Annotated in this window: 10 protein-coding genes; 6 read left to right on the top strand and 4 right to left on the bottom strand. The window is 62.7% G+C overall.

Annotated features, from left to right (window positions below):
- Positions 1-290 precede the first annotated feature (290 nt).
- Complete coding sequence (gene alaS / locus BSG19_RS00590; RefSeq protein ID WP_092983896.1) at positions 291-2,969, top strand: alanine--tRNA ligase; 2,679 nt, start codon at positions 291-293, stop codon at positions 2,967-2,969.
- A gap of 174 nt (positions 2,970-3,143) precedes the next feature.
- On the opposite strand, the gene BSG19_RS00585 is transcribed toward alaS, so the two are convergent.
- The 4 genes from BSG19_RS00585 to BSG19_RS00570 form a co-directional block, all read right to left on the bottom strand.
- Positions 3,144-3,761 (bottom strand): TetR/AcrR family transcriptional regulator, encoded by a 618-nt coding sequence (locus BSG19_RS00585; protein ID WP_244529049.1) that lies wholly within the window; start codon positions 3,759-3,761, stop codon positions 3,144-3,146.
- Positions 3,762-3,804: 43 nt separating this feature from the next.
- Complete coding sequence (locus tag BSG19_RS00580; protein ID WP_092983894.1) at positions 3,805-4,320, bottom strand: DinB family protein; 516 nt, start codon at positions 4,318-4,320, stop codon at positions 3,805-3,807.
- 265 nt (positions 4,321-4,585) lie between these two features.
- A complete protein-coding gene (locus tag BSG19_RS00575) occupies positions 4,586-5,053 on the bottom strand; it encodes a GNAT family N-acetyltransferase (RefSeq protein WP_092983892.1) in 468 nt (155 codons plus the stop codon).
- A 121-nt stretch (positions 5,054-5,174) separates the two neighbouring features.
- Positions 5,175-6,389, bottom strand: a complete 1,215-nt coding sequence (locus tag BSG19_RS00570; RefSeq protein WP_092983890.1) for an NADP-dependent isocitrate dehydrogenase — start codon at positions 6,387-6,389, stop codon at positions 5,175-5,177.
- A gap of 178 nt (positions 6,390-6,567) precedes the next feature.
- Between BSG19_RS00570 and BSG19_RS00565 the strand changes: the two genes are divergently transcribed.
- From BSG19_RS00565 to BSG19_RS00545, 5 genes are all read left to right on the top strand, one after another.
- The gene (locus tag BSG19_RS00565; protein ID WP_244529048.1) at positions 6,568-8,703 is read left to right on the top strand and encodes an FUSC family protein; all 2,136 of its coding nucleotides are present in this window, start codon (positions 6,568-6,570) and stop codon (positions 8,701-8,703) included.
- Positions 8,700-9,218, top strand: coding sequence for a hypothetical protein (locus tag BSG19_RS00560; RefSeq protein ID WP_092983888.1), 519 nt, complete (start codon positions 8,700-8,702; stop codon positions 9,216-9,218). The genes BSG19_RS00565 and BSG19_RS00560 overlap by 4 nt, the downstream gene beginning before the upstream one ends.
- Before the next feature lie 93 nt (positions 9,219-9,311).
- Entirely contained in the window at positions 9,312-10,163 is an 852-nt protein-coding gene (locus BSG19_RS00555; protein WP_092983886.1) for an RNA methyltransferase, read from the top strand.
- A 1-nt stretch (position 10,164) separates the two neighbouring features.
- Complete coding sequence (murI, locus tag BSG19_RS00550) at positions 10,165-10,959, top strand: glutamate racemase (protein ID WP_244529047.1); 795 nt, start codon at positions 10,165-10,167, stop codon at positions 10,957-10,959.
- 167 nt (positions 10,960-11,126) lie between these two features.
- The gene (locus tag BSG19_RS00545) at positions 11,127-12,638 is read left to right on the top strand and encodes a helicase HerA domain-containing protein (RefSeq protein ID WP_092983882.1); all 1,512 of its coding nucleotides are present in this window, start codon (positions 11,127-11,129) and stop codon (positions 12,636-12,638) included.
- The last annotated feature ends 132 nt before the right edge of the window (positions 12,639-12,770 follow it).

Here is a 12,770-nt window from a genome sequence, read left to right as displayed (position 1 = left end):
GATTTCAGGCCATGCCTTGAACGGCCGCTCCCTTTCGGAGCGGCCGTTCTGTTGTTTGACAGGCACAGCCTTCGACGAACCGTTCGTTGGACGTGAACGGTTGCATGCGGCAGAGCCTGTTGCGGGACATGCTGCTGGACAGGGATTTCCGCGGGCGATAAAAGCCTCGGGTTCGTGCAAGGCTGATGCTCCGTTGACGGAAGAGGATGGCGCTTGGACGTGTGCAATCGATACCGCCCGGAGCCGCTCGTCAGCAGCGGCCAGGGTAGAGCAGGGACGAAGGACCAGACATGAGCGGCGTAAACGAGATACGGTCGACATTCCTCGACTATTTCAAGACGAACGGCCACACGGTCGTGCCGTCGAGCCCGCTCGTTCCCCGTAACGATCCGACGCTGATGTTCACCAATGCCGGCATGGTTCAGTTCAAGAACGTCTTCACCGGTCTTGAGCAACGCCCTTATTCCACGGCCACTTCGGCGCAGAAATGCGTGCGCGCGGGCGGCAAGCACAACGACCTCGACAATGTCGGCTACACTGCTCGCCATCACACCTTCTTTGAGATGCTTGGCAACTTTTCGTTCGGCGACTACTTCAAGGAACGAGCGATCGAACTCGCCTGGAACCTGATCACAAAGGAGTTCGGCATCGACGCCAAGCGCCTGCTGGTCACGGTCTACCACACCGATGACGAGGCGTTCGGCCTCTGGAAGAAGATTGCCGGCCTTTCGGATGACCGGATCATCCGTATTCCCACCAGCGACAATTTCTGGGCGATGGGTGATACGGGCCCGTGCGGTCCGTGTTCGGAAATTTTCTACGACCATGGGGATCATATCTGGGGCGGACCTCCGGGCTCACCGGATGAGGACGGCGATCGGTTCATCGAGATCTGGAACCTCGTCTTCATGCAGTACGAGCAGGTGACGAAGGAAGAGCGCCTCGACCTGCCACGTCCGTCGATCGACACCGGCATGGGCCTGGAGCGCGTCGCAGCACTGCTGCAGGGCAAACACGACAATTACGACATCGACCTTTTCCGCGCCCTGATCTCTGCATCCGAGGAAGCAACCGGCGTCAAGGCCGAGGGCGACCGTCGGGCAAGCCATCGCGTGATTGCCGATCATCTGCGTTCGTCCGCGTTCCTGATCGCGGATGGCGTGCTGCCGTCGAACGAAGGCCGCGGTTACGTGCTTCGCCGCATCATGCGCCGTGCGATGCGTCACGCCGAGCTCCTGGGCGCGCGCGAGCCGCTGATGTGGAAGCTGCTGCCGGCGCTGGTCGGCGAGATGGGCCGCGCCTATCCCGAACTTGCGCGTGCGGAGTCGCTGATCTCGGAGACGCTGAAGCTCGAGGAGACCCGCTTCCGCAAGACGCTCGATCGCGGTCTCGGGCTGCTCGCCGATGCGACAGCGACGCTCGACAAGGGCGATACGCTCGATGGCGAGACCGCCTTCAAGCTTTACGATACCTATGGCTTTCCGCTCGACCTGACGCAGGATGCGTTGCGCGGCCGTGGGATCGGCGTCGACCTGACCGGTTTCACCGATGCGATGCAGCGGCAGAAGGCCGAGGCCCGCGCCAGCTGGTCCGGTTCCGGCGATACCGCCACCGAGACGATCTGGTACGAATTGAAGGACCGCTTCGGTGCGACCGAGTTTCTCGGCTACGATACCGAAACGGCCGAAGGTGTCGTGCAAGCGCTCGTGCGCGGCGGGGCGCTGATCGAGTCTGCGTCTGCCGGCGAAACCGTCCAGATCGTCGTCAATCAGACGCCGTTCTACGGCGAGTCCGGCGGACAGATGGGCGATACCGGCATCATCACCTCCGATGGCGCGCGCCTGAACGTGACGGACACCCAGAAGCGCGGCGAAGGCGTGTTCGTTCACATCGCAACCGTCGAGGAAGGCACAATCCGGGCTGGCGACGCTGTTGCCCTGACCGTCGATCACGCCCGCCGTGGACGGTTGCGCGCCAACCATTCGGCAACGCATCTGCTGCATGAGGCATTGCGCGAGGTTCTGGGCACACATGTCGCGCAGAAGGGTTCGCTGGTCGCGCCCGAGCGTCTGCGCTTCGACGTTTCTCACCCGAAGCCCATGACGGCCGAGGAATTGAAGGTCGTCGAGGACATGGCCAACGAGATCATTGTCCAGAACACGCCTGTCACGACCCGCCTGATGAGCGTCGACGACGCCATTGCCGAAGGCGCGATGGCGTTGTTCGGCGAGAAGTACGGCGATGAAGTGCGCGTGGTCTCGATGGGGCAGGGCGTGCGCGGCGGGAAGGCCGGTCGCCCCTATTCGGTCGAGTTGTGCGGCGGTACGCATGTCGGCGCGACGGGCGAGATCGGGCTCGTGCGGATCCTCGGCGAAAGCGCCGTTGGTTCGGGGGTGCGCCGCATCGAGGCGCTGACCGGCGTTTCGGCGCTCGGATATCTCTCGGAACAGGATGAGCGCGTGAAGACGCTGGCGTCCACGCTGAAGGTCCAGCCGGCTGACGTCCTCGGTCGCGTCGAGAGCCTGATGGACGAGCGGCGCAAGCTGGAACGCGAACTGGCGGATGCCCGGCGCAAGCTTGCGCTCGGCGGCGGCGGTGCTGCCGGTTCCACGGATGCGCCGCGTGACATCAACGGCATCAAATTCCTCGGCAAGGTCGTTACCGGCGTCGATCCGAAGGACCTGAAGGGGCTTGCGGACGACGGCAAGAAGAGCCTCGGCTCCGGCATCGTCACCTTCATCGGCGTTGCCGATGACGGGAAGGCCAGCGCCGTCGTCGGCGTAACGGAAGACCTCGTCAAGGCGCACAGCGCCGTCGATCTCGTCCGCATCGCCTCGGCCGCGCTTGGCGGCAAAGGCGGCGGCGGCCGTCCCGACATGGCCCAGGCCGGCGGCCCCGACGGCACGCTTGCCGCCGATGCCATCGAAGCGGTCGCGCAGGCGATTGCCGATATCGCGGCGGCTGCTTGATCCGCATGATAGCCGGAAAATGTCGGCCACCATATGCGGTGGCCGACACTCCGTCCGGACAAGATCGGCTTGACGCAGATGAAGGTACCAAACATGGCGCTGACGCATGCACGTCGATATGAGTGACGAAAAGCGCTGCATCGCCAACTGTAACATCGATCTTGATGTAAGGCGTTATGCCGTCGGATACGGCTTGGTGAATATGAGCTGTTCTGTATGCAGCCGAATATTGGCGAGAAGTGCCTCGCGCTCGTCCGTGCTCTCCATACATTTCCCCTGATCGACGACAGCATGAAGCGCGTTGAACAGGAAAACGGAGGTGAATGCCGGATCCTTCAATTCCCATGCGTGACTGCGGCAACCGGCGTTGAGGAGGTCCGTGAGGTCGTCGATCAGGATGTTTCGCGTCAGGCCATCCCGAGACGGTACGGGGGCGGTGGTGAAGAGAAGATGATGCAAGCGCGCGGTCGTCAGATATCCGAGGGCGCATGCAGTAACCCATGCCATAAGTCTGGATTTCCAGTCGCCTTTGCGCTCCCGATCAACGTCTGCTTTCACGGACGCGAAGAGATTTTCGACAAAATCAGTCCTTAACGCTTCGATCACGTCGGTTCGCGAGGCGAAGTGCAGATAGAACGATCCTTTTGAAACCATCGCAGCGGACGTGATGTCTTCTACGGACGTGCTCTCGACGCCTTTTTCGAGAAACAGTCTCTGGGCCGCCTCCAGCAATTGCCGGCGGCGTTCTTCAGGGGGACGGGTTCTGGGTTGCCTGGAGGGGGGATTCGCCATTGATCAAGCTCGCTCCGATTTCAATCCTGGAATCCATCCCGGCTTAGGAGAGTATGACGGTGCGGCGGCGCTCGGGTTCGGCCTCGTGCAGATATCCAGCGAAAATGTCCCGCATTGCGGTTGCTTCGATCTCCGGAATCAGCCGGCCTGCTTCGCCACGGTGATAGCCGCTGTGCGTGATCACATGCGCCAGCATCTCCTCGCGGGACATGCGCCCCGGCTTTCCATCTGTAAACGTAAAATCGACATGCTCCTCAAGGTCTGAAGCGCTGATCCCGGCTGTATAGTCCAGATACCACATATCGGTCTCGCGTATTGCGGCCGTGAGGTCATCGATAGCCGGTGGATCGGCTCTCCAGCTCGCCGTGAACGTATGAGTCTGCCCCTGAAGGTTGGCCGCGAAGATGCTGTCCACGAGATGCGCGTGGTGGAGAATGCGCAGTGCTGCGGTCATGGCCTGTGTCGTCCCATCCGGGAGGCGCGCTAAAGCGTTCAGCAACTCGTCATCGCTGCGAGATTTGAAGTGAAAGAGTGCGTGCAAGAGAGACTGTGTCGTCATCACGACCTCCATTAGGGATGACGACAATATACGACTGTGACTGACGGTCAGTCAATGAAATTCACAAGGCAGTTGCTCTGTCAGGAGGACGTATGGCATCGGAAATCGGTAAAGGGTCACCGTGATGATAAGCCTGTCGCCCCGACGTTCCTTGCGGTTTCGCCGTGACGACATGGGTCGAAATCAGGATCCAGGGCTTCTCGGCGATCCGGAAGATATTGACCTGCTTCCCGTTTTTCGGGTGGAGGCAGCACTGAAGCGGTCGTTACTGGTCCAGAGACTTCCGGTACTGAATAAACCCGGATGCTGCAGCAACGCGATCGTAGAGGCGGCGGGCGGTGGTGTTGTCGTCTTGGGTCAGCCAGTAGAGGCGACCGGCCTGTTTTTCGCGGGCGAGGTCGGCGGTGGCTTCGATGAGAGCGGCTCCGGTGCCAGAGCCCCGGTTGGCGGGATCGACGAAGAGGTCCTGAAGATAGCAGGTGCATTCCGGAAGCCAGCAGGATCGGTGGAAAATGATGTGGGCGATGCCGGAGAGGTGGCCGCTGGCGTCGAAGGCGCCGAGCGCATGCATGGGTTCTGCTGGCTCCTGCAGTCGTTGCCAAGTCAGGTCGTATTGCGCCTCTGGGAGCGTCGTCTCGTAGAAGGCGAGGTAGGCGCGCCACATGGGTTCCCACTGCGCACGGTCCTGCGGTTCGAGAGGGCGGATCGTCTGCTGTGCTGGCCTTGTGCTCATCTGTATCTCGCGGAGGTATCTGCGTGGGCAAGAGAGCTGTACGTTATATAGCCGAGCGGCGAAACGAAAGAACCCGGCTTTACAGCCGGGTTCGATACGGGTCGTCAGCTTTCGCGCCTGATCAGGCGGCCATCGCCTTGCGCAGGTTTTCGTCGATCTTGTCGAGGAAGCCGGTGGTGGAGAGCCAGGGCTGGTCCGGACCGATGAGAAGCGCAAGATCCTTCGTCATGTAACCGCCTTCGACGGTCTCGATGCAGACGCGTTCCAGCGTGTCCGCGAACGTCGAGAGGTCGGCATTGTTGTCGAGCTTGGCGCGATGCGCGAGGCCGCGTGTCCAGGCGAAGATCGAGGCGATCGAGTTGGTCGAGGTTTCCTCGCCCTTCTGGTGCTGGCGGTAGTGGCGTGTGACCGTGCCGTGCGCGGCTTCGGCTTCCACCGTCTGGCCATCCGGCGTCATCAGAACCGAGGTCATCAGGCCGAGCGAGCCGAAGCCCTGGGCCACGATGTCGGACTGGACGTCGCCGTCATAGTTCTTGCAGGCCCAGACGTAGCCGCCGGACCACTTCAGCGCGGAGGCGACCATGTCGTCGATCAGGCGGTGCTCGTACCAGATCTTCGCTTCCTTGAACTTGGTCTCGAACTCCTTTTCGAAGACCTCCTGGAAGATGTCCTTGAAGCGGCCGTCATAGACCTTGAGGATGGTGTTCTTGGTCGACAGGTAGACGGGAACGCCGCGCTGCAGGCCGTAGTTCAGAGAGGCGCGGGCGAAATCGGTGATCGATTCGTCGAGGTTGTACATGCCCATGGCAACGCCGGCCGCCGGTGCGTCATAGACTTCATGTTCGATTTCCGTGCCGTCATCACCGACGAACTTCATCGTCAGCTTGCCCTTGCCGGGGAACTTGAAATCGGTCGCGCGGTACTGGTCGCCGAAGGCGTGACGGCCGACGATGATCGGCTTGGTCCAGCCGGGAACGAGGCGCGGCACGTTCTTGCAGATGATAGGCTCGCGGAAGATGACGCCGCCGAGAATGTTGCGGATCGTGCCGTTCGGCGACTTCCACATCTTCTTCAGGCCGAATTCCTCGACGCGGGCTTCGTCCGGGGTGATGGTCGCGCACTTGACGCCGACGCCGTGCTTCTTGATGGCGTTGGCCGCATCGATCGTCACCTTGTCGTCGGTAGCGTCGCGGTTTTCCATTCCGAGATCGTAGTATTCAAGGTCGATATCCAGATAGGGATGGATCAGTTTTTCCTTGATGAACTGCCAGATGATGCGGGTCATCTCATCGCCGTCGAGTTCGACGACGGGATTGGCAACCTTGATCTTGCTCATGAAAACGTGCCTCGTAGCTTGGAGTGGGGCTTTACGATACGGATGCCCCGTTTGCGGAACGGACGATAGCTGGCGCTATAGCATTGGCAAGGGCGAAGGCAAAGCGGCGGGCGTTAAAACTTATGCGACCTTCGCGATCTTATCGTTTGAAAACAGCGGATCGAGCGTGGATTACGGCATGATCATGGATGTCTCTTCCCTGCGTGACTGGCTTCTTGCCAACGACCCGGCATTCTCGCGGCTGCGCACCGGGTTGCGGGTGACGCTGAGCGTCTGCCTGTCCGTCGGCCTTCTTGCGGTTCTGCACAGCGCTGTGCTCCCGTTGCCGAAGGCCGCCTATGCGCTGGCTATCACGCTGTCGATCCAGAGCGGCCTGTCGGTCAAGGACGCCTCGATGCGTGATCAACTCGTGACGCGGCTTCTCGGTTGCGGCGTGTGCATCGCCGTCGTTTGCATTGCCGCGCTTCTCGAAGAGACACGGGTCGTCTCGGATCTCGTTTTTCTCGTGCTCATCTTCGTGGCCGCCTATGCGAGGACATTCGGGCCTCGCGGCTTCGCGCTCGGCATGTTCGCCTTCATGTCCTATTTCATCGGCGCCTATCTCAAGCCCGATGTCATGGAATTGCCCGCTACGGCATTCGGGCCATTGGCGGCGCTTCTGGTCGGGCAGGGTGTCCGCCGCTTCGTTCTGCCGGACGACTGGCGCGTCGATCTCGGCCGGGCCGTTGCGGCGGTGGAAACGCGGATCGATCGCATGCTCTCCGAGATCTCGGCGACGACCGGCGGGATCGACGAACGGGACCGGCGGCAAATGGACCGGCAGGTGGAGCGGCTGAAGGATGCGGTGCTGATGGCGGAGAGCTTCGTTCCCGCGCGGCCTGAAACAGACGGTCGACACGATGCGGAGCGGGATGATCCGCGCCGGATCGCCGTGACGATCTGCCTCTTCGAGCTGCATGTCGCCGCGGAAAGCCTCGTCGTTCTCTCGCGGCAGGCTTTTCCACCGGCGCGGCTCGTTGCGGCCTTGCGCGGGGGATCGCCGGAAAGCGTGGAGCGGCTGGCCCGTAGCGCTGCGCGCGCGGCACCGGATGATGTCTATCTGCAAGAGACGATCGATGCCTGCCTGTCTCTGGACGCCGTCCGGCGACGCCTTGCTGTTGCGGTACAGAGGCTGATGGCGGCGCCGGATGTTTCGCGGGAGACGCAGGCGGCTGATACCGGTGGATCTCGCGGGCAGAAGCGTGCGCGCTTCACGCTCTCCGATCCGGCTGTGCGCACAGCGATCCAGATTACGCTTGCCTCCGCGCTTGCCATGGTGTTCGGGCTGATGCTCTCGCGGGAGCGCTGGTTCTGGGCAGTGCTGTCGGCGTTCCTCGTCTTTACCAATACGCGCTCTCGCGGGGACACGGCGATGCGTGCGGTGCAAAGATCCATCGGGACGCTCTTCGGGATCGCCGTCGGGCTGGTGGCGGCAAGTCTGCTGCAAACGATGACACCGGTCCTTCTCGGTCTTGCCGCCATCTGCGTCTTTCTCGCCTTCTATCTTCTGGCAATCTCTTATGCGGCGATGACATTTTTCGTGTCGATCGTGCTGGCGCTGGTCTACAGCCTCATCGGCAGTCTGACGACGGAGGTGCTGATCCTGCGGCTGGAAGAGACGGTCATCGGCTCGCTTGCGGGGCTGGCCGTGGCCTTTCTGGTCTTTCCGGCACGGACGGAAACGCTGGCGGGCGACGCCCTTCAGCGATGGTGCACGGCGCTGCGGCGCGTGTTGACCGATGCGGCGGAGGGGCGGAGCGGTTTCGATCTCATTCACCGGTCGCAGGTGCTGGAACGAGCCTATGCCGAGCTCTCGTCCATCGTCCGGCCGCTCGGATCGTCCTGGCAGCTGGTCACCCGGCCGGGGGTCGTTCGGCAGACGCTCATGACACTGATGACGGCAACCTACTGGGCGCGCACCTTTGCCGGCGGGCTTGCGGCCGATCCGTCGCGCCAGGGTTCGGTTCTGCACCTCGTCGGCGCACCGGCAACAGAGGGCGGCGGTCTGCGGTCGGAACAGATGGTGCCGCTGGTGGCGGAGGCGCTTGCCGCTATAGACCGGATCGAGGCGAAGGGCGGTGCTTTATTTTTAACGAAGCGTCATCCGCTGCCGCGCAAGCGCCGTCATTTCCGCCTATCGCGGCAATCGTCCCTCGTCGGTCTGGAGATGGTCGCACTGACGCTGTCGCGGCTGGAGCCGGAGCCACAGACGGGGGACGCGCAACAGAACCCCGCGCCGACCAAGCCGGGGCCGCATCAGGAGAGCAGCGCGTGAAACGAACCCTTCTCTTTATCCTTTTTGCCCTCGCCGGTACGGCAGCGCTTGCTGCGGATGCCACGGCGCCGGTCAAGGAAATCATGACGGAAGCGCAGAATGGCTGGTCGGAAAATCCGGTTGGTGAACCCCGTGACTATTTCGATGACGAGCGCCTTGGCCGTATCTACAGCCAGGATTTCGTGCGCGTCTATAAGGACGCGACCCGCTTTCCCGCTTTCGAGGATGGCGACTCGCCGCTCGATTACGACCCGATCGTCAGCGGGCAGGACAGTTGCTCGCTGAAGGATCTGAAGATCGTACCGGCAACGCCGGCGACCGGGCACACAGACGTGGCCGTGACGTTCGACAATATTTCCTGCCTCGAAGATCCGGGTGACAGGAAGCCCGCGGAACTCCACTTCATCGTGGTCGAGGAGAAGGGGCGTGCGGTCATCGATGATATCCTGCGCGGCGGTGAGCGGGGATCGCTGAAGGCGGAACTCGCCGCCATCGCCGCACAGGGCGCACAATAGGCGGCGTCTTTCAAAACCAGACGATCTGTGCGACGAAGCGCCGATATATGACGGTGCGCGTTCGGATGCCGCACCGCTTGGAATGAGGACGATATGGCAGGCACGAACAGTGAGCGCCAGCTTCTGGCGGAAGGACCGGCGATCATTCTGGTCCATCCCCAGCTTGGCGAAAACATCGGCATGGTTGCCCGGGCGATGGCGAATTTCGGGTTAGCCGAGCTTCGACTGGTCAATCCGCGTGATGGCTGGCCGAGCGAAAAGGCGCAGGCCGCCGCCAGTCGGGCCGATCACGTCATCAATCAGGCCAAGCTTTACGAGACCACGGAAGAAGCCGTTGCCGACCTCAATTTCGTCTATGCGACGACGGCGCGCGACCGATATGGCTATAAGCCCGTTCGCGCCCCGGGCGTTGCGGCGGAGACGCTGCGTGGCCGTTTCGCCAAAGGCGAGAAGACAGGCATTCTGTTTGGTCGGGAGCGAACCGGTCTTACGAATGAAGAGATCGCGCTTGCCGACGAGATCGTGACGTTTCCGGTCAATCCGGCTTTCGCCTCGCTCAATCTGGCGCAGGCCGTTCTGCTGATGTCGTATGAATGGATGAAGACGTCCATGGTGTCGGAGGACCAGACGTCTTTCCAGGCGCTGCCGCAGCAGCCGGCGACGAAGACCGATCTTCAGGGTCTGTTCGACCATGTGGAGGAGGCTCTCGATGCGCGAGGCTATTTCCGCCCGCTCGCCAAGCGCCCGAAGCTGGTCGACAACCTGCGGGCGGTGCTGACGCGGCCCGGCTTCAGCGCGACGGAAATCCGCGTCATTCGCGGTGTCATTTCCTCGCTCGACCGCTTCTCGCGGGAAACGCCGCGCGGCGCGGGTGCGCCTGTCGATGGACGAAGCGGCGCCGGCCGGTTTGTCGCGCAGCCAGCGCCGGACGAGAGCGAGAGCTGAGATGAAACCGGTTCTCATCTTCGACAGCGGTATCGGTGGACTGACGGTGCTGCGCGAGGCGCGGGTGCTGATGCCGGAGCGGCATTTCATCTACGTCGCCGATGATGCCGGCTTCCCCTATGGCGACTGGACAGATCTGGACGCGCTGACAGCGCGCATCGTTGCCCTGTTCGGGCGTTTGATAGCCGAGCATGATCCCGAGATCTGCATCATTGCCTGCAATACCGCCTTCACGCTGATGGGTGGTGAGGTGCGGGCGGCGTTTCCGCAGATGCGCTTCGTCGGCACGGTTCCAGCCATCAAGCCCGCAGCCGAGCGGACGCGCTCCGGGCTGGTCTCCGTGCTGGCGACCCCCGGCACGGTCAGCCGCGCCTACACGCGTGACCTCATCCAGTCCTTCGCGGCACAGTGCGACGTGCAGCTCGTCGGCTCGCAACATCTCGCGGCGATGGCGGAAGCCTATATTCGCGGGGAAACGGTCGAGGATGCCGCCGTTCTGGCAGAGATCGCGCCCTGCTTTCGGGAGGTTGAGGGGCGTCGCACCGATATCGTCGTGCTGGCCTGCACGCATTATCCCTTCATGGCCAATCTCTTCCGGAAACTTGCCCCCTGGCCTGTCGACTGGCTCGATCCGGCGGAAGCCATCGCCCGGCAGGCACGCCGGCTGGTGCCGCCGCCAGAGAGCTACATTCCGCTGACGGGCATCGACCCCGCCATCTTCACCTCGGCCGCGCCCGACTTCTCGACGCGGCGCTTGCTGCAGGGATTCGGGCTGACGGTCTCGCCATCGCTTTAAGGCCTTGTTTTGGCGCATGTCGTTCTCGCAAAACCGCTGCACACTTTTGCGCGACATGCTTTAGCTGTGGGTTGCGCCGGATGATGGGCGCGGGACGGCGTGAATTCTGATAGGCATGAAGACTGCCGGCGTGGCGGCGCGGCACTCCAGACGAGAACGAGGGTTTCATGAAGGTCGGCATCGACATGGGGACGGCGATGGACGGCAAGTCCGTACCGCTCGATATCGAGGAACTGCTGGCGACGCGCCTTCTGGTGCAGGGCAATTCCGGTTCCGGCAAGTCGCATCTGCTACGCCGCCTTCTCGAGCAGTCCGCACCCTGGGTCCAGCAGTGCATCATCGACCCAGAGGGAGACTTCGTGACGCTGGCCGACAGGTTCGGCCATGTCGTCGTGGAAGGCGAGCGGACGGAGGCGGAGCTTGTGGGGATCGCCTCGCGCATCCGCCAGCATCGCGTCTCCTGCGTGCTGTCGCTCGAAGGGCTCGACATCGAGCAGCAGATGCGGACCGCCGGCCTGTTTCTCAACGCGCTGTTCGATGCGGACCGGGAATTCTGGTATCCGATCCTCGTTGTCGTGGATGAGGCGCAGCTGTTTGCGCCCTCCGTCGGCGGAGACGTGACAGAAGAGGTGCGCAAGCTCTCGCTCGGCGCGATGACCAACCTGATGTGCCGCGGCCGTAAGCGCGGCCTTGCCGGCGTTATCGCGACGCAGCGGCTGGCGAAACTTGCCAAGAACGTGGCAGCAGAAGCCTCCAACTTCCTGATGGGGCGAACTTTTCTCGATATCGACATGGCGCGCGCCGCCGATCTTCTGGGTATGGACCGACGGACGGCGGAGATGTTCCGTGATCTGAAACGGGGCTCCTTCGTGGCGCTGGGCCCTGCCTTGTCGCGCCGTCCGCTGCCGGTGACGATCGGGACGGTGGAGACATCGGCGCGTTCGACGAGCCCGATGCTGACGCCGCTGCCGGAGGCCGTGGCGGATGTGGAGGACCTGATCTTCACGCCCGATCCGGACGAACTGACCCGGCCGTTGATACGCCGCGCCGCCCCGGCGCCGCGTCCGGCGACGGATATTCTGGCCGAACTTTCACGGCCCCGCCCGGAGGCTGTGGCTCCGGTCGAGGCGCGTCCGCAGCAGCCGGAGATGCCGCCGGCCGACCGGGAGGCCCTGCTCGACCAGATTCTTGCGGAAATCCTCGATCATCCCGGTGCCGCCTTTCGGGCCGATGCGGAACTGTTTCAGGATTTTCTCGTGCGTTGCCGTATCCGCCGCGTACCCGGTGCTGCGCTGTCGCTACCCGCCTTCCGGCGCAAGATGGCCATCAGCCGCTCCGGCGTGGATGCCGGCACCGCTGCGAGCGACGCATGGAAGACGGCCCTCGATCTATCGCGCCAGGTGACGGAAGATTTGCAAGGTGTGTTCCTGAACGTTGCGCAGGCGGCCTTGCGCGGCCTGCCGTGCCCCTCCGACCTGATGATCGCGCGCGCCTATGGCACCCATTCGGCGCGCCGCGCCCGCCGCCTGCTCGGCTATTTCGAGGAGCAGGGGCTGATCGTCGTGCATGGCGATGCTGCCGGGCGTCGGATCGTTGCATTTCCCGATCTCAATGCCGAGACGGCGCCGGGCGATCCCAATGCCGCTCTCGACTTGGATGAGCGGAGCGCGGCGGAATAGCGTTCATACAATGATATGTCGCTGGTCTGTGCTCTCGTGTTGACAATTTGCAAACATCACCCTAAACACCGCGACAACGCCGGGCTGCAAAGCCCGGTGTTTTATTTGACATGTCCCGTGGTGTCTCCGTTA

It is taken from the genome of Rhizobium sp. NFR03, assembly GCF_900111275.1.
Taxonomy (GTDB): Bacteria; Pseudomonadota; Alphaproteobacteria; order Rhizobiales; family Rhizobiaceae; genus Ferranicluibacter.
This window is presented reverse-complemented; position numbering and strand designations above follow the sequence as displayed.